Consider the following 17817-nt stretch of genomic DNA (forward strand, 5'->3'; position numbering starts at 1 on the left):
GTTTTCAGACTACGCGCACAGCGATTTCGCCCAGGCCGTCCACGCCGCCCTTCATCAGATCGCCCTTCACCACCGCGCCCACGCCTTCCGGCGTGCCCGTGAAGATCAGGTCGCCCGCCTTCAGCTCGAACAGCGTCGAAAGATACGCGATCGTATCGGCAACCGGCCAGATCATCTGCGAAATATCCGAGCGCTGTTTTTCCTCGTCATTCACCGACAGCCAGATCGAGCCTTTGGCCAGTTGGCCGACTTGCGCCACCGGATGGATCGGGCCGATCGGCGCCGAATGGTCGAAACCCTTGGCCGTATCCCACGGACGGCCGAGCTTCTTCGCTTCGGCTTGCAGATCGCGGCGCGTCATGTCGAGACCGAGCGCGTAGCCGTAGACGTGGTCGAGCGCGCTTTCCACCGGAATGTTCTTGCCCGCCTTGCCGATCGCCGCGACGAGTTCCATTTCGAAGTGCACGTTGTTCGACTGAGCCGGATACGGGAAATCGGCGGCCGCACCGGGCGGCACGAAGAGAACGGCGTCGGCGGGCTTGGCGAAGAAGAACGGCGGTTCGCGGTTTGGATCGTGGCCCATCTCGCGCGCATGCGCTTCGTAGTTGCGGCCCACGCAATAGATGCGGCGCACCGGGAAATGCGCGCTGCTGCCCGCGACCGGCACGTAGGCTTGCGGCGCCGGTTCAAATACGTAACTCATCTGTTTCTCCGTCTTCGTTCTTCGTGATGGTCAGTCAACGCCGCGCGACGCCTGCATCCGCTCGCGGCTCGGCAGCGTAAAACGCGAGTGTAACGCGCAGCGGCGCGCGGCGCGGTCAGCCGCCACGGCAAGCAATCGCGACGATATTTCAAGCCATTGCGAAGCTTTCGAAGCTTGCGGCGCCGCGCTGGCGCAGTTCGATACCGCAGTATTGCGGCACGGCTGCGACAACGCTACGGCCCTAATCCCTTCACTGCGTCGGACCGCACCGCGCAGGTCGTGCGATACTTCCTGCATCCGCAAGACAGTCGCCGACCGGCACGCACCGCCCACGCAGCGTGGCGCGTGGCCGGCACATCGACATAACACGCACGCCCTCATGAACGCCCCCGACTCCACCGAGACCTTTTCCTGCGCCCGCTTCATCAAGGAGATCGGCCGCGGCCCGCACGGCGCGCGCTCGCTGTCGTCCGAAGACACGCACGCGCTCTACGCCGCGATGCTCGACGGCCGCGTGCCCGAGCTCGAGCTGGGTGCAGTCTTGCTGGCTTACCGCCTCAAGGGCGAAACCGCCGACGAACTGGCTGCGATGCTTTCGGCGGCGCACGCGTCGTTCGCGCCGATTGCCGTGCCTGCAGGCGACTATCGCGCGGTCTCGATTCCGAGCTACAACGGAGCGCGCAAGCAGCCGAACCTCGTACCGCTGCTCGCCCTGCTTCTCGCCCGCGACGGCGTGCCGGTGCTCGTGCACGGCGTGCAGACCGATCCGGGCCGCGTCACCAGCGCCGAAATCTTTGCTGCACTAAATCTCCCCAACGCACGCGATCACGCCGACATCGAAGCACAACTCGCCGACAAACGGGTTGCATTTGCGTCGATCGAAACGCTCGCACCGCAGCTTGCGCGCCTGCTCTCGCTGCGTCGCCGGATGGGCGTGCGCAACTCCACGCACACGCTCGTCAAGCTGTTGCAACCGTTCGCGCAACCGGGCCTGCGGCTCGTGAATTACACGCATCCGCCGTATCGCGAGAGCTTGAGCGCGCTGTTCGCCGCGCATCCCGAAGCAGCCGTGGGTGGCGCATTGCTTGCGCGCGGCACCGAAGGCGAAGCGGTCGCCGATACGCGCCGCCAGGTGCAGGTCGACTGGCTGCATGACGGCGTCTGCGACACGCTGATCGAACCGGAACGCTCGTCGCCGGACGCGCCCGAAGTGGATCTGCCCGAAGGCCGCGACGCGCCCACGACCGCCGAGTGGATCGCCGACGTGCTGCGCGGCGAAGTGCCCGTGCCCGACGCGATCGCCCGTCAGGTGGAAACGATCAAGCGCATCGCGAAGCGCTGAACGATCCGGCTGAAAGCGCGGCGGCATGGACGTTTGCGGCCGTCCGCGCGTTACTTGCGGATTGTCCGCATTTCGGCAATTGAGCGCTTCATCGCCTATCTGCGTGCAATTTTTCTAGCTGCGTCGCCACATTCCCTGTTGACAGGCGCGTTCGTCCTGACTTAAATTGGTCGAATGCGTTCCTATCCGAACACCCTCCGAATTACCCTCGGCCGCCTAGCGGCCCTATCGCTACGTCTAGCGTAAGCCAGGCGTAGCGCTGCGCGACCGCTCCCCAGAGCCGGTCGGCAGTCCTCCCAGCAGTTCTCGCAGTACCCCCAAACTCGCAGTATCTCTACAACTTGTCGTCTGCATTCGTCCGTCTACCGACTGGACGAGTCGCGAGGTCAAAATGCACGTTGCATGGGCATCGTTCACGTTCGCTTTCGCCGCGCCGGTTACCGCCGTCAGCGTGGCTGTCTTCTTCGCGTCCGAGGTTGCCGCCCGGATGCCGGAAGTCTCTCGCATCGTGCCTCGTCGCCAGCCCGCCAGCCGCCCGCTGCCGACCGCCATCGCATACGACATCATGAAGAACGAGGCCCATCATGTTGCGTAATCCCGCCGAAAAATATCGCCCTTTCCCCGCCATCCGTTTGAACGGCCGCAAATGGCCGACGCGCACGATCGAACGCGCGCCGATCTGGATGAGCACCGACCTGCGCGACGGCAACCAGTCGCTCATCGAGCCGATGAGCATCGAGCAGAAGACCGAATTCTTCGAAATGCTCGTGCAGATCGGCTTCAAGGAAATCGAAGTCGGCTTTCCGTCCGCTTCGCAGACCGACTTCGATTTCGTGCGCAAGCTCATCGACGAAAAGCGCATTCCCGACGACGTGACGATCGAAGTGCTCGTGCAGTCGCGCGAAGATCTGATTGCCCGCACGTTCGAGGCACTCGAAGGCGCATCGCGCGCGATCGTGCATCTTTACAACGCGATCTGCCCGTCTTTCCGCAAGATCGTGTTCGGTCAGTCGAAGGAAGAAGTGAAGGCGCTCGCCGTGAACGGCACGCGCATGATCCGCGAGCACGCCGACGCCCGCCCGCAGACGCACTGGACCTACCAGTATTCTCCGGAAACGTTCAGCATGGCCGAGCTCACGTTCGCCCGCGAAGTCTGCGACGCCGTCGCCCAGACGTGGCGCCCGACGCGCGATCACAAGATGATCGTGAATCTCCCGGCGACCGTCGAAGCCGCGATGCCCAACGTCTACGCTGACCAGATCGAGTGGATGGACCGCAACCTCGCGTATCGCGACAGCATCGTGCTCTCCGTGCATCCGCATAACGACCGCGGCACCGCCGTGGCCGCCGCCGAAATGGCCGTGCTCGCCGGCGCGGACCGCGTCGAAGGCTGTCTCTTCGGCAACGGCGAACGCACCGGCAACGTCGATCTCGTCACGCTCGCGATGAATCTCTACACGCAGGGCATCGATCCGGGCCTCGATTTTTCGGACATCGACGCCGTGCGCCGTGTGGTCGAGCGCTGCAATCAATTGCCCGTGCATCCGCGCCATCCGTACGCGGGCGACCTCGTGTTCACGGCGTTTTCGGGTTCGCATCAAGACGCGATCCGCAAGGGTTTCGCGCTTCAGCAGCCCGACGCCATCTGGGAAGTGCCCTATTTGCCGATCGATCCCGCCGATCTCGGCCGCAGCTACGACGCGGTGATCCGCGTGAACAGCCAGTCGGGCAAGGGCGGCGCGACGTATCTGCTCGAACGCGGCATGGGCTTCACGCCGCCGCGCCGCGTCCAGATCGAATTCAGCCACGCCGTGCAAAAGGTCACGGACGCCTCCGGCGTGGAAATCACCGGCGAGGCGATCTGCTCGCTGTTCGAACGCGAATATTTCGAGACGAAGGGGCCGGCAACGATGGTCGGCGCAGGCCGCGCACGCTTCGAAGGCCGCGACGTCGCGATTGCCGCGGCAGCGCAGATCGACGAAGCGCATGCGCAAGCCGTCGCGGCAGCGTTCTCCGATGTTGCGGAAGAAAGCGTGGAGATCACGTCGTTTGAAACTGCGCGCACCGCACAAGGCGGCACGGCGGTGTTCGTCGGCGCCCGGGTGGGCGGTCAGGCGCTGCGCCACGGCGTGGGCGTCGCCGACGATGCGGCGCAGGCTGTACTCGCCGCGGTGATCAGCGCCATCAACCGCGCAACGTGGCAGACGGTCGACCGTCGCGTCGCGGCCTGATCGGGCCACGAAACGATCCGGAAGCGATCAATAGTTGGAAAGTTAGCAGCAGAAAAGCAGCAAACCTGGAGGCGGCGCCGTTGAGCGCCGGCGGCAAAACGGGCCGCTGGCGTGCGCCCGAAACGCCCTAGCAGGCGGATCGGCGAGTGGACTTACCGGATCTCACTCGATCGCGCAACGCGTCGCCTGCCACGCGAGCAGACGCCAGTGGCCATCCTCCTGCGTCTGGATCGCCGTGTAGGCAATCGGAAACAGCAGCGCGCCGTTGTTCGCTTCCATCTCGATCAGCACGCGCCCCGACACCACGCAGGTCTCGTTGCCCACCGGCAGCACGTCCTGCGACTGGATCTCGATCTGACGGTAGCGCCGGCGTCCCGCCGTGATTGCATCGATGAACTGCTGCTTGGTCTCGCGCTTGCCGTTCGTGTGAACGAAAAAGACATTGTCGGACAGCAGTTGATCCAGCGACGAGCCGTCGCCGTCCACCATCGCGCGAAACCGCTCGCGCTCCAGTCCGCGAATCGCTTCGATTACTTTTGCCGCCATTACCCGGGCCCCTTGCGCACGAGCCCGCGCCACGCGCGCCGGTTCGCACAGAAGATGTACGCATGCGTGTCGCTGAAATTTATACCAGGTTTGGACGCATGGATACTTGCGATCAAAAGGATCGGCCCCATATGCGCGTCAGAAAGGGCCGTCACGCTGCGCGATTGCTTCCTGCTTCCGCAGACGGCGTTGTGTGACGCGCCGCACGCTCAAGCCTGGCTAGCCCTGCGCCGCAATGTCGCATCGCAGCACTTTCGGCGTATTCTGATGTCTTTCAGATATCTGCCGTGAACAGAATTCGGGCGCGGCTGCCCGTGCGAGCCAGTACGAGCCCGTGCGAAACAATCGCGGAACAGCGTCTGCGAGGCCCGATTTTTGAGTCCGTCAGCGCCGCTTATTCAGTTTTTCATCCAGCCCCAAATTCTCTGCCGCGCCGGCTTTGCGCGGCGTCATCGTTCTAGAGTTATCCCTCGGTTCGCGGGTGTGCGCGCGCCGCATCGGGCTGGAAACCCCGTCCCGTCTGCCTCCCGTGATTTTGTTGAAACCTATCGAAACAACTATTTCGATAGAGAACACGGAACCATGAAGCCCCTACCGACTCCAAGTATTAGCACTCGCTGATTCAGAGTGCTAACATCCAACGTGGAGTCGCAGTCTGACTTTTGCAAGATTCCTGAGGAGTTCGCTACGTGAGCAACGCAATGGCAATGACCCTTCCGGGTACGCTGAACACCAAGCCGGCCAAGGCCGCGGGTTCGGGTGCCCTGGCGCTCGCGAACGCTTCCCTGCTGCCCGGCCAACTGGGCAACATCGACGCCTACATCCAGGCCGTAAACCGGATCCCGATGTTGACGCCGCAAGAGGAGCGTCAATTCGCGACTGAATTTCGCGAGCAAAACAATCTGGAGTCCGCGCGCCGCATGGTGCTGTCGCACCTGCGCCTCGTGGTCTCGATCGCCCGTAATTACCTCGGCTATGGTCTGCCGCACGCCGACCTGATCCAGGAAGGCAATATCGGTCTGATGAAGGCCGTGAAGCGCTTTGACCCCGAGCAGAACGTACGCCTCGTGTCGTACGCCATGCACTGGATCAAGGCCGAAATCCACGAATACATCCTGCGCAACTGGCGCATGGTGAAGGTCGCCACCACCAAGGCGCAGCGCAAGCTGTTCTTCAACCTGCGCAGCCACAAGCAGGGCCTGCAGTCGTTCACGCCGGAGGAAATCGAAGGCCTGGCGCAGGAACTGAATGTGAAGCGCGAGGAAGTCGTGGAGATGGAAACGCGCTTGTCGGGTGCCGACATCGCGCTGGAAAGCCAGAACGACGACGGCGAGGAATCCTTCGCGCCGATCGCCTGGCTCGCCGACTCGCACAGCGAGCCGACCGCCGTGATGGCCGCGCGCGACCGCGATCGTCTGCAGTCGGACGGCATCGCCAGCGCGCTGGAAGCGCTCGACCCGCGCAGCCGCCGCATCATCGAAGCGCGCTGGCTGAATGTGGCCGACGACGGTTCGGGCGGTTCGACGCTGCACGAACTCGCCGACGAGTTCGGCGTATCGGCCGAGCGGATCCGCCAGATCGAATCCAGCGCAATGAAGAAGATGCGCACGGCGCTCGCCGCCTACGCCTGACGCGCGTATCAAGCTGCGCCGCTCGCCCCGCGAGCGTGACGCCGACAGCCCCGCCCCTGCCAGGTGCGGGGCTTTTTCTTTTCCGGCGCCAGAAATAAGTACACGTTCACGCCGTCTCTGAGCGTTCCCTCGTAAGATGAATTCGCATGCCGCGCAGTCTTGATCTGATGCACGGTTGCAAACATCAGAACGCGACCTCAAAAAATTGATTTCGAACAAATCGGATCGCATTACTGATCGGTGAGGCAGGCGCTCGCGGCTTCTTGTCACGGTGTCCTGATGACCCCACTCCTAGAATCCTTGTACACAACATGTACACCAATCCGGGTTGCGTGCAGGCCTGGCCAGGAAACAAGTTTTAGGGGCAACAGTCATCGTCATGATCTTCACTTCCGGCCAGTCAGCGCGCACGCGACCGCTTCTGCGCGCACGCATTCTCCAGTGGGCGCGCGGCCCGACCTTCGCCCGCGACATCGTTCTCGTTCTCGCCGTCAAGCTCGTGCTGCTGATGGCGCTGAAGTACGCCTTCTTCAATCATCCGCAGGCCGAAAACATGAACATGCCGCCTGCGGAAGTTGCCCAGGCCATTCTCTCCGTACCGGTGTCGGCCGGCACGAACCCGCAACAAGGGAACCACCATGCCCATTAGCGAAACCGTCGATCTCTCGCGGCTGCAGTTCGCGGTCACCGCGCTCTACCACTTTCTGTTCGTGCCGCTCACGCTCGGGCTCTCGTGGCTGCTCGTCATCATGGAATCCGTCTACGTGATGACCGGCAAGACCATCTACAAGGACATGACGCAGTTCTGGGGCAAGCTCTTCGCGATCAACTTCGTGATGGGCGTCACCACCGGCCTGACGATGGAATTCCAGTTCGGCACCAACTGGTCCTACTACTCGCACTACGTGGGCGACATCTTCGGCGTGCCGCTCGCCGTCGAAGGGCTCGCGGCCTTCTTCCTCGAATCGACCTTCGTCGGCCTGTTCTTCTTCGGCTGGAACCGCATGTCGAAGGGCGGCCACCTGCTCACCACTTTCTTCGTCGCGCTCGGCTCGAATCTCTCGGCGCTGTGGATCCTGGTCGCCAACGGCTGGATGCAGAATCCGGTCGGCGCCGAATTCAACTACGAAACCATGCGCATGGAGCTGTCGAGCCTGTTCCAGGTGATCTTCAATCCGGTCGCACAGGTGAAGTTCGTGCACACCGTTTCGGCGGGCTATGTGACGGCGTCGATGTTCGTGCTTGGCATCTCGTCGTGGTATTTGCTCCGCCGCCGCGACGTCGATTTCGCGCTGCGCTCGTTCGCGATCGCCGCCGGTTTCGGCCTCGCCTCGACGCTCTGCGTGATCGTGCTCGGCGACGAGTCGGGCTATCGCACCGGCGAAGTGCAGCAGGTGAAGCTCGCCGCCATCGAAGCCGAATGGGATACCGCGCCGGCGCCCGCGCCCTTCACGCTCTTCGGCATTCCTAATCAGAAAGAAGAGCGCACCGATTACGCGATCCAGATTCCGTACCTGATGGGCATCATCGCCACGCGTTCGATCGACGAGCCCGTGATCGGTCTGAAGGATCTGATGGGCCGCGCCGAAGTGCGCATCCAGAACGGCATGCTCGCCTATGCCGCGCTGCAAAAACTCAAGGAAGGCAACGCCGATAACGCCACGCGCGACGTGTTCGAAGCGCACAAGGGCGATCTCGGCTACGGCCTGCTCGTGAAACAGTTCGCGCCCAATGTGGTCGACGCCTCGCCCGCGCAGATCAAGGCCGCCGCGAAGCACTCGATTCCGCCCGTCGCGCCGGTGTTCTGGTCGTTCCGCGTGATGGTCGGGCTCGGCATGCTGTTCCTGCTGACCTTCGTGCTCGCGTTCTGGTTTTGCGCGCAACGCTCGCTGCTCCAGGACAACCGCCGCTGGTTCCTGCGCTGGGCCGTCTGGGCGATTCCGCTGCCGTGGCTCGCCGCCGAATTCGGCTGGATCGTCGCCGAACTCGGCCGGCAGCCGTGGACCATCGCCGAAGTGCTGCCGACGCATCTCTCCGCGTCGAGTCTCGCGCCCGGCGACGTGTGGCTGAGCCTCGCGGGCTTCGTGGTGTTCTACACGGCGCTTTTCATCATCGAGATCACGCTGATGTTCAAGTACGCGCGCCTCGGGCCGTCCTCGCTGCAGACGGGACGCTATTTCCACGAGCAGGGCGCGGCGGCCGTGGCGAGCGGCAACCGCGTCGCCTGACGCCCCCTGGCCTCCGGACCCACATCAGGAAACACACCATGGACTACGCAACCCTCAAAGTGATCTGGTGGGTGCTGATCGGCGTGCTGCTGATCGGCTTCTCGCTCACCGACGGCTTCGACATGGGCGCAGCCGTCCTGCTGCCCTTCATCGGCAAAACCGACGCGGAGCGCCGCGTCGTCATCAACACGGTCGGCGCGACGTGGGAAGGCAACCAGGTCTGGCTCATCACCGCGGGCGGCGCGATGTTCGCCGCCTGGCCGCTCGTCTACGCGGCGTCGTTCTCGGGCTTCTACTTCGCGATGCTGCTGGTGCTCTTCGCGCTGTTCTTCCGGCCCGTGGGCTTCGACTATCGCGGCAAGCGCGACAACCCGAAGTGGCGCGGTGCGTGGGACTGGGCGCTCTTTATCGGCGGCTTCGTGCCCGCGCTGGTGTTCGGCGTGGCGTTCGGCAACCTGCTGCAAGGCGTGCCGTTCCAGTACGACACCGATCTGCGCGTGACCTACTACGGCAGCTTCTGGGCGTTGCTCAATCCGTTCGCGCTGATCTGCGGGCTCGTGAGCCTCACCATGCTCAGCGCGCACGGCGCCGCGTTCGTGAAGCTCAAGAGCGACGGCGTGGTGGCCCAGCGCGCGTCGAAGGCGCTGCGCCTGATGGCGGGACTCGCGGTCGTGCTGTTCGTGGTGGCGGGCGGCCTGGTGGCAACGCTGATCGGCGGCTATGCGATCACCAATGCCGCGCCCTACGACGCGGTCGCCAATCCGCTGCTCAAGAGCGTGGAGCCGGGCGCGGGGCTGTGGATCGCCAACTACGTGACGTATCCGTGGATGGCGGCCGCGCCGATCGTCGGCATTCTGGGCGGCGTGATCGCGTTCGTGCTGGCCGGATCGCGGCTCGAAAAGACGGCGTTCATCGGCACGTCGCTGCTGATCGTCGGGGTGATTCTCACTGCGGGCTTTTCGATGTTCCCGTTCATCATGCCGTCGTCGCTCGATCCGCGTTCTAGCCTCACGGTCTGGGACGCGACGTCCAGCAAGACGACGCTCGAAATCATGCTCGTGGCCGTCATCATCTTCCTGCCGATCGTGCTTGCGTACACCACCTGGGCGTATCGCATCATGCGCGGCAAGGTGACCGTGGATGCGCTCGACGACAAGCGCAACACGATGTACTGAACGCAACCTACGCAACGTACGCAACATCGGCAGGAGCAAACATCATGTGGTACTTCACCTGGATTCTCGGCATCGGCGTGGCGCTCGCCTTCGGCATCATCAACGTGATGTGGCTCGACGAGCAGCAGAAGATGCAAACCCACGGCGACGACGCGCATTAACGTACGGCGCCGCGACGCGCCCATAAAAAAACCGGCAGGCTGGCAACCTGCCGGTTTTTTATTTCGCCGATGTCGCCGGTTCAGCCGATCATGCCGGTTGAAGCGCCAGTTCCTGCGCGTAACGCGGCGCAGCGTCGCCGACGACGATGTGCAGCGTATCCGCCGACACCCACGCCACGTCGAGCGCGTCGAGCTTCGCACGGTCGACCGCGGCCGGATCGCGCACGATCACGCGCAGACGCGTGGCCGCGACCGCATCGAGCGAGACGATGTTCGCCGCGCCGCCGAGCACGGCCAGCCAGCGCGACGGATTCGGATCGAGCGGACCGGCGTTGTGCGCGCCCGCCGCAGCCGGCGCGCTTTGCGCAACGGTCGGAGCCACGGCGGCGGCATTCACCGCCTTGGCCACATTCGCCACATTCGATGAAACACCGCCGCGCGCAAGCTCACCGCGAATCTCGTCGGCGATGATGTCCGCTTCCGGCCCGATGATGACCTGCACGCTTTCGCCACCGCGCTTGAGCACGCCGCGCGCACCGATCGCCTTCAAAGCAGGCTCCGACACGCGCGCCGGATCGGCCACGTTCAGACGCAGACGCGTCGTGCACGCATCGACCACCTTGAGGTTGGCCGCGCCGCCGAGCGCATCGATATAACGCGCCGCGCGCGAAGTCGCTGCCATGCCCGGCACCGCGACGCCCGACATCGACTCGGCGATTTCGGTATCGCCCGCCGAGGCTTCACGGCCCGGCGTCGGCAAATTGAAGCGGCGGATGAAGAAGCGGAACAGCACGTAGTACACGACCGCGTACGCCACGCCGAGCGGAATCGCTTCCCAGCCGTGCGTCGAGAGGCCGTAGTTCAGCACGTAGTCGATCGCGCCCGCCGAGAACGTGAAGCCGAGCTTGATGCCCAGCAGCGAGCAGATCGCGAGCGACAGGCCCGTGAGCACTGCATGGATCGCGTAGAGCACCGGCGCGAGGAACATGAAGGTGAACTCGATCGGCTCGGTCACGCCCGTAAGGAACGAGGTGAGGCCCATCGAGAGCAGCAGGCCCGCCACCATCGCGCGCTTTTCCTTCGGCGCTTCGTGCAGCATGGCGAGACATGCGGCCGGCAGGCCGAACATCATCACCGGGAAGAAGCCGGCCATGAAGCCGCCCGCCGTCGGGTCGCCCGCGAAGAAGCGATGCAGGTCGCCCGTGACCGGCGCGCCGCCCGCCGGCGTGAACGTGCCGAACACGAACCACACGAGCGAGTTGAGGATGTGGTGCAGCCCCGTGACCAGCAGCAGACGGTTGAGCAGGCCGTACACGAAGGTGCCGATCGCGCCCGCCGTGGTGAGCCAGTGGCCCGCCGTGTCGATCACGCTCTGCACCGGTCCCCACGCATAGCCGAATATCACCCCGAGCGCGAGACACACGAGCCCGGTGATGATCGGCACAAAACGCTTGCCGCCGAAGAACGCGAGGAACTCGGGCAGCTTGATGTCCTTGAAGCGGTTGTACAGCATGCCCGCGACGACACCGGCCACCACGCCCGACAGCACGCCCATGTTGAGCTTGTCGTTGATGTCCTTCATCACGGCGGTCTCGACCAGATAGCCGAGCGCGCCCGCGAGCGCCGCCACGCCGTTGTTGTCCTTCGCGAAGCCGACCGCGATGCCGATCGCGAACAGCAGCGGCAGGTTGTCGAAGATCGCGCCGCCCGCGTCGGCGATGATCTTGATATTGAGCATGTCGCTCTGGCCGAAGCGCAGCAGAATGCCCGCCACGGGCAGCACTGCGATCGGGAGCATCAGCGCGCGGCCGAGGCTCTGGATCTTGAGAAACGGATTGCCATCCATCGAACTGCCTCCAGTCCCTGTCTCTTGAGGTATTGCGGCGAGACGTATTGAGGTGAGAAAAGCCGGCGCGCGATCGCTGCGCGCGCCGGGGTGTGGTTTGGGAAACCGTTGAAAACCTGCGAAACCGTTGGAAACCTTCGGAACCCTGATTACCGGATTCCGAAGCGATACGCGCCGTTCAGTCGAGCGGCCAGTTCGCGCGGCTCGCGGCGCGCACGTCCTGCGCCGATTCGAGCATCAGCACGTCCTGGGCGCGATCGCGGCACAGCGCGTAGTCGAGCTTGCGCACGCGCGCCTTGATCGACGGCACCGAGACCGGATCGACCGACAGCTCGGTCACGCCGAGACCGACGAGCAGCGGCACCGCGAGCGGATCGCCCGCCAGCGCGCCGCACACGCCCACCCACTTGCCGTGCTTGCGCGCGCCTTCCACCGCGATCGCCACGAGGCGCAGCACGGCCGGATGCAAGCCGTCGGCCTGCGCGGCGAGATCGGGCTGGCAGCGGTCCATCGCGAGCGTGTACTGCGTAAGATCGTTGGTGCCGATCGACAGGAAATCGGCGTGACGCGCAAGCTGGTCGGCCAGCAGCGCCGCCGACGGCACCTCGATCATCACGCCCACTTCGACGCGCGTGCTGCGGCCCGCTTCGCGCGCGAAGGCGTCGATGCGTTCGCGCAGGCGCACGAGTTCCCCCACGTCGGTGACCATCGGCAGCAGAATGCGCAGCGCGCCTTCGGGCTTCACGGCCACGAGGCCGCGCAACTGGTCGTCGAGCAGATCCGGGCGCACCTGCGCGAGCCGGATGCCGCGCAGACCGAGCGCCGGATTCGGCTCGGGCGGCAGCGTCAGATAATCGACTTCCTTGTCGGCGCCCACGTCGAGCGTGCGGATGATCGCCGTGCGGCCCGCGAGCGCTTCCGCGATGGCCTGATAGCTCTGGCGATGTTCCTCGACCGTCGGCGCCGCCTGACGATGGATGAACATGAGTTCGGTGCGCAGCAGGCCCACGGCGTCGGCGCCGTTGTCGACGGCCGTGCGCGCGTCGTCGAGCGTCGCGATATTGGCCGCGACTTCGACCGCGTGGCCGTCGCGCGTGGCGGCGGCTTCGTGCGAGGTGCGGCGGTTCGCTTCGCGCACGCCCGCGAGGCGCTGCTTCTCGGTGCGCGCGCGTTCGATGTCGGCGGCGCCGGGCGCGAAGGCGAAGCGTCCCGCGCTCGCGTCCACGATCACCTGCGCGCCTTCCTCGATCTGATGCAGCGCGTCGCCCAGCGCGACCAGCGCCGGAATGCCGGCCTGACGCGCGATGATCGCGGCGTGCGAGGTCGCGCCGCCGCGCGCCATCACGAGCGCCGTCACGCGCGTGCGGTCGAGTGTGGCGAGATCGGAGGGCGTGAATTCGTCGGCGGCGAGCACGGCTTCGTCGGGCAACTCGCGTTGCGCCGCGCCGTTCGCACCGGCCGCGCCGCTCGTATAGGCGAGCGAACGCAGCACGCGCTTTTCGAGGTCGCGCAGATCGGCGGCGCGTTCGGCGAGCAGCGGATCGTCGACCTTGCCGAGCACGGCGATCTGCGCGCGGATCGCCTCGCGCCACGCGAAGCCCGCGCTCTTGCCGAGGCTGATGAGATCGCGCGCGGCGTCGATCAGCGTGGGGTCTTCGAGCAGCACGCGATGCATCTGGAAGATGCCCGCTTCGCCGATCGCGCCGCGCTGCGACGCCGTGCGCACGGACGCTTCGAGTTCGGCGTCGATGGCCGCGACGGCCTTGTCGAGCAGACGGCTTTCCGCCGCCGGCGTGCCGCTCGCGAGTTCGGGCGGCGTGAGTTCGGCGTCGTCCCAGCGGACCAGCTTGCCGACCGCCACGCCCGGCGCGGCGCACACGCCCATCAGCGTGCCCGGCGCGCTTTGCTGTGCACGCTGTTGCGCGGTTTGCGCGTTAGCGGCAGCAGGCGCAGCAGCAAGCGGCGCAGGCGAAAGCTCGCGCGCAGGCGTTTCGGACACTTCGCCCGGCGCCTCGCGCAGCAACTCGCCCGCCACGGCGTCGACGGCCTTCTGCGCCTCGCGGCCCATGCCGACGAGTTCGATCGTCGCGCCCTCGCCCGCGCCCAGCCCGAGCAGGCCGACCACGCTTTCGATGGCCGCCTTGCGCTCGCCGTAACGCACCTCGACGCGCGCTTCCAGACCGCGCACCGCTTCGCGCGCCCGCGCCGCGGGCCGCGCATGCAGACCGCCCGCATGCGCGAGCGTGACGGTGCGGCGCACTTCGTCCATCACCACGTTGGTGACGCTCGCCTCGACAGCCGCGCCGTCGCGCGCGCGCAGCACGAGCAGTGTCGTCTCGCCCGCGCGCACGTGGCCCGCGCCCGCACGCTCGACGACTTCGAACGCATCGGAGTTCGCGATCGCGATCACCGACACCAGGCTCGGCGCGTGACACGCCACGATATCGAGATCGAATTCGATCAGCAGATCGCCACGGCGCACCTGTGCGCCCTGCTCGACCTGGGGCGTGAAGCCCTTGCCGTTCAGCTCGACCGTGTCGATGCCGATGTGCACGAGAATCTGCGCGCCTTCGGCGCTTTGCAGCGTGACGGCGTGGCCGGTGCGCGCGAGGTGCATGACGGTGCCGTCGCACGGCGCGACAAGGCGGCCGACGAGCGGATCGACGCCGATGCCGTCGCCGAACAGACCTTCCGAAAACACCGGATCGGGGACCGATGCGAGCGGCACGACCGGTCCGGTTAGCGGCGCGACGAGTTCGACGCGCGCGGCGGCATGTTCCGGGTTCATCAGACGGGACTCCTGGATGCGTTCCATCAGCTTTCCAATCTAGTGGGTTTCGGTGACTTTGTTCAGGAAGCGCGGCTCGTCCGGATTGCGTCCGCGCGCGGCGGCGAGACCCGCCGCCATCACGTAGAACGACAGGATCGCGGCGATCGGATCGAGCGACGCATCGGCGGCCGTGACGAGCGGCAACGTGGCGTCCGGCACGTCGGCGGGCGCGGCGAGCAGCACGCGCGCACCGCGCTTTTGCATGTCGCGCGCGAAGTCGACGAGACCTGCCTGTTCCGGTCCGCGCGGCGCGAACACGAGCAGCGGATAGTCGCGATCGATCAGCTCCATCGGACCATGACGCACTTCCGCACTCGAAAACGCTTCGGCCTGAATGCTCGAGGTTTCCTTGAGCTTGAGCGCCGCTTCCTGCGCGATCGCGAGCCCCGGACCGCGTCCGATCACCAGCATCTGCTTCACGTCGCGCAGTTCGTCGACGGCCTTCGACCAGTCGAGCGTGCCCGCGCGTTCGAGCGCGTCGGGCAACGCGCGCACGGCATCGAGGAAGGCGGCGTCGCGCTGCCAGAAGGCCACGAGTTGCGCCGACATCGCGAGCATCGCGATATAGCTCTTGGTGGCCGCGACGCTCAGCTCGGGACCGGCGAGCAGCGGCAGTTCGTTGCCCGCGGCTTCGGCGAGCGGCGAGCCGGCGACGTTGACCATCGACGCCGTCAGCGCGCCCGCTTCGCGCAGCACGCGCATGGTGGCGACGAGATCAGGACTCCTGCCTGATTGGGAGAAAGCAAGGCCGAACTGGCCGCGCACACGTAAGGGCGCCTGCTGGAGCGTGGCGATCGACATGGGAATCGAGGCGACCGGCACGCCGAGGCGGCTCATGGTGAGCGCGGCGAAATAGCTCGCCGCGTGGTCGGAGCTGCCGCGCGCGACGGTCAGCGCGACCTGGCGCGGCTCGGCTTGCAGCACGTCCGCGAGCGCCTCGACGCGCGAGGTGTCCGCGAGTTGCGCCGCGACGACGCCGGCCGAGGCCAGCGCTTCTTTAAGCATATTCGACAATCGATTCTCCTTCGACATAGGTCGCGGTGAGCGCCAGTTCGCGGTCGAACACGTTGACATCGGCCCATGCGCCGCGCACGAGGCGGCCACGGTCTTCGATGCCGAGGTAGTCGGCCGCGTAGCGCGACAGGCGCGCGGATACGTCCGCGATCGGCAGGCCGAGCGAGACGAGATTGCGCAGCGCCTGATCCATGGTGAGCGTGCTGCCCGCGAGCGTGCCGTCGGCGAGACGCACGCCGCCGAGGCACTTCGTCACGTGCTGGCTGCCGAGGCGGTATTCGCCGTCGGGCATGCCGGTGGCCGAGGTGCTGTCGGTCACCACATAAAGGCGCGGAATGGCGCGCAGCGCCGCGCGGATCGCGCCCGGATGCACGTGCAGCAGGTCCGGAATGATCTCAGCGTACTCCGCGTGCGCGAGCGCCGCGCCGACCAGCCCCGGATTGCGGTGGTGCAGCGGCGACATCGCGTTGAACAGATGCGTGAAACCACAGGCGCCGTGCTTGAGCGCGGCGACGGCGTCGTCGTAGGTGGCGAGCGAATGGCCGAGCTGCACGCGCACGCCGCGCGCCGCCATTTCGCCGATGATCTCGATATGGCCCGCGATTTCGGGCGCGACGGTCACCACGCGGATCGGGGCGATGGCCAGGTACTTGAGCACTTCGTCGAGCACGGCCGACACGGCCGCGTCGGGCTGCGCGCCGAGCTTGCCCGGATTGATGTACGGCCCTTCGAGGTGCACGCCCAGCACGCGGGCGGCGCCCGGCGTGCGCTGGCGCGCGACGTCGCCGAGGCCCGCGACCACGCTCATCAGCTCGTCGCGCGGCGCGGTCATGGTGGTGGCGAGCAGGCTCGTCGTGCCGAAGCGCGCGTGGGTGCGCGCGATGGTTTCGATGGCATCGCCCGCTTCCATCACGTCGGCGCCGCCGCCGCCGTGCACGTGCAGATCGATGAAGCCGGGAATGATGTACGGCGCGTCGTTCTTCGACGGATCGGCGGCCTCGCCCTGAATCGACGTGATGCGGCCGTTTTCGAACGACAGCGTGCCGTTGATCCAGCCTTCGGGGGTGAGAATATTTCCGCTCAGCATGAGATTTTTCCGATGTTGCGCGCGACGTTGGCCGGCGCGCGATAAGTCGTTACGTCGATGTCCATGAGAGAGTCCTGACGCAGCTGTGCGTTCCGTCCGACTTCGAATTCGCCTGCTTTTTCGTCCGCTTTTTCGCCTGCCACTTTCTTCATTGCCGCAGCTCCGCGACGAAGTCGTAATAGCCGTCGCGGCAGTACGTGTCCGTCAACTCGATGGCGCGCTGGTCGGGCGAAAAACCCACACGCGTGATCACGAGCAGCGCCGCGCGCGGCTCCACGCCCATCAGCGCGGCGATCTCGCCGGTCGCATTCACGGCGCTGAAGTGCTGCAGCGCGCGCACGACAGGCTGGCCGCGCGATTCGAGGTACGCGTACAGCGAACCGTCGATCAGCGCCGGATTCGGCACGATGGACACCGGCAGCGCGGAATGCTCGACGGCCATCACGGTGCCGTCCGCGCGGCGCAGCCGCCGCAAACTCGTGACCGACGCGCCCGGCGACAAACCGAGCTGGACGATTTCCTCGCGCCGCGCCGGGCGCACTTCGCGCTCGAGCCACACCGAATCCGCGGTGAAACCGCGCTGCTCCATCTTTTTCGTGAAGCCGGTGAGGCGCGACAGCGGATCCTCGACGCGCGGCGTGATGAAACTGCCCGCGCCGCGCGCGCGCCGGATCAGACCCTGCTCGACGAGCAGTTCGATCGCCTTGCGCGCGGTGATGCGCGACACGCCGATCGCGTCCGACAGCGTGCGCTCCGAAGGCAGCGCCTCGCCGGCCGACCACACGCCGCAGTGAATGGCCGTGGCAAGGTTGCGCGCCAGCTGCAGATAGAGCGGCGTGACGTTGCGCGCGTCGGGCATCAGGGCAGACCAACGGGTTTCCATGGAACTCCGGCCAGCAGTGGACAGATCGTGGGGCGCCCGGGCGGCTCGGCATTGACGCTCGGCGGCCCGGTTCGAAAGCGAGCCCATTATATAACCACAATAATACCAGTCAACGGACGCGTGAGCTTTCGCCTGCGCAA

16 protein-coding genes are annotated in these 17817 nt (G+C 65.8%); 8 read left to right on the forward strand and 8 right to left on the reverse strand.

Annotated elements, in window-relative coordinates:
• Positions 1–4 precede the first annotated feature (4 nt).
• Positions 5–703, reverse strand: a complete 699-nt coding sequence (locus tag SB764_RS12775; protein ID WP_110325363.1) for a fumarylacetoacetate hydrolase family protein — start codon at positions 701–703, stop codon at positions 5–7.
• A gap of 379 nt (positions 704–1082) precedes the next feature.
• Here SB764_RS12775 and ybiB point away from each other — a divergent pair, with 379 nt between their 5' ends.
• The 3 genes from ybiB to leuA all read left to right on the forward strand — a co-directional run bounded on the left by ybiB (position 1083) and on the right by leuA (position 4276).
• The gene (gene ybiB / locus SB764_RS12780) at positions 1083–2045 is read left to right on the forward strand and encodes a DNA-binding protein YbiB (protein ID WP_074981468.1); all 963 of its coding nucleotides are present in this window, start codon (positions 1083–1085) and stop codon (positions 2043–2045) included.
• 391 nt (positions 2046–2436) lie between these two features.
• Complete coding sequence (locus SB764_RS12785; RefSeq protein ID WP_065062175.1) at positions 2437–2640, forward strand: hypothetical protein; 204 nt, start codon at positions 2437–2439, stop codon at positions 2638–2640.
• A complete protein-coding gene (gene leuA, locus SB764_RS12790; protein ID WP_124260945.1) occupies positions 2630–4276 on the forward strand; it encodes a 2-isopropylmalate synthase in 1647 nt (548 codons plus the stop codon). The genes SB764_RS12785 and leuA overlap by 11 nt, the downstream gene beginning before the upstream one ends.
• 162 nt (positions 4277–4438) lie before the next feature.
• Here the strand turns inward: leuA and SB764_RS12795 are convergent, their stop codons facing one another.
• Entirely contained in the window at positions 4439–4822 is a 384-nt protein-coding gene (locus tag SB764_RS12795) for a nuclear transport factor 2 family protein (protein WP_065062171.1), read from the reverse strand.
• Positions 4823–5523: 701 nt separating this feature from the next.
• On the opposite strand from SB764_RS12795, the gene rpoH reads away from it, so the two are divergent.
• The 5 genes from rpoH to cydX all read left to right on the forward strand — a co-directional run bounded on the left by rpoH (position 5524) and on the right by cydX (position 10017).
• Positions 5524–6453, forward strand: a complete 930-nt coding sequence (rpoH, locus tag SB764_RS12800) for an RNA polymerase sigma factor RpoH (RefSeq protein ID WP_373681563.1) — start codon at positions 5524–5526, stop codon at positions 6451–6453.
• Positions 6454–6832: 379 nt separating this feature from the next.
• Positions 6833–7102: a cytochrome oxidase putative small subunit CydP gene (gene cydP, locus SB764_RS12805; RefSeq protein ID WP_065062167.1), complete on the forward strand. Its 270-nt coding sequence runs from the start codon at positions 6833–6835 to the stop codon at positions 7100–7102.
• Positions 7092–8681, forward strand: a complete 1590-nt coding sequence (locus tag SB764_RS12810) for a cytochrome ubiquinol oxidase subunit I (RefSeq protein ID WP_065062165.1) — start codon at positions 7092–7094, stop codon at positions 8679–8681. The genes cydP and SB764_RS12810 overlap by 11 nt, the downstream gene beginning before the upstream one ends.
• A 38-nt stretch (positions 8682–8719) precedes the next feature.
• A complete protein-coding gene (cydB, locus tag SB764_RS12815; RefSeq protein ID WP_065062164.1) occupies positions 8720–9856 on the forward strand; it encodes a cytochrome d ubiquinol oxidase subunit II in 1137 nt (378 codons plus the stop codon).
• 44 nt (positions 9857–9900) lie between these two features.
• Entirely contained in the window at positions 9901–10017 is a 117-nt protein-coding gene (gene cydX / locus SB764_RS12820; protein WP_065062163.1) for a cytochrome bd-I oxidase subunit CydX, read from the forward strand.
• A gap of 88 nt (positions 10018–10105) precedes the next feature.
• On the opposite strand, the gene nagE is transcribed toward cydX, so the two are convergent.
• The 6 genes from nagE to SB764_RS12850 form a co-directional block, all read right to left on the reverse strand.
• Positions 10106–11863 carry an N-acetylglucosamine-specific PTS transporter subunit IIBC gene (nagE, locus tag SB764_RS12825; protein ID WP_321941409.1) on the reverse strand — a complete coding sequence of 586 codons (1758 nt, stop codon included), beginning with the start codon at positions 11861–11863 and terminating at the stop codon, positions 10106–10108.
• A 178-nt stretch (positions 11864–12041) separates the two neighbouring features.
• A complete protein-coding gene (ptsP, locus tag SB764_RS12830) occupies positions 12042–14678 on the reverse strand; it encodes a phosphoenolpyruvate--protein phosphotransferase (protein ID WP_321865274.1) in 2637 nt (878 codons plus the stop codon).
• A gap of 12 nt (positions 14679–14690) precedes the next feature.
• Positions 14691–15698, reverse strand: coding sequence for an SIS domain-containing protein (locus SB764_RS12835; RefSeq protein ID WP_065062160.1), 1008 nt, complete (start codon positions 15696–15698; stop codon positions 14691–14693).
• A complete protein-coding gene (nagA, locus tag SB764_RS12840; RefSeq protein ID WP_110325353.1) occupies positions 15691–16794 on the reverse strand; it encodes an N-acetylglucosamine-6-phosphate deacetylase in 1104 nt (367 codons plus the stop codon). The genes SB764_RS12835 and nagA overlap by 8 nt, the downstream gene beginning before the upstream one ends.
• Positions 16788–16946 carry a hypothetical protein gene (locus SB764_RS12845; RefSeq protein WP_156773828.1) on the reverse strand — a complete coding sequence of 53 codons (159 nt, stop codon included), beginning with the start codon at positions 16944–16946 and terminating at the stop codon, positions 16788–16790. Before SB764_RS12845 ends, nagA begins: the two co-directional genes overlap by 7 nt.
• Complete coding sequence (locus tag SB764_RS12850) at positions 16943–17677, reverse strand: GntR family transcriptional regulator (RefSeq protein ID WP_065062155.1); 735 nt, start codon at positions 17675–17677, stop codon at positions 16943–16945. Before SB764_RS12850 ends, SB764_RS12845 begins: the two co-directional genes overlap by 4 nt.
• Positions 17678–17817: the final 140 nt, after the last annotated feature.

It is taken from the genome of Paraburkholderia sp. SIMBA_027 (assembly GCF_046535315.1).
Taxonomy (GTDB): domain Bacteria; phylum Pseudomonadota; class Gammaproteobacteria; order Burkholderiales; family Burkholderiaceae; genus Paraburkholderia; species Paraburkholderia tropica.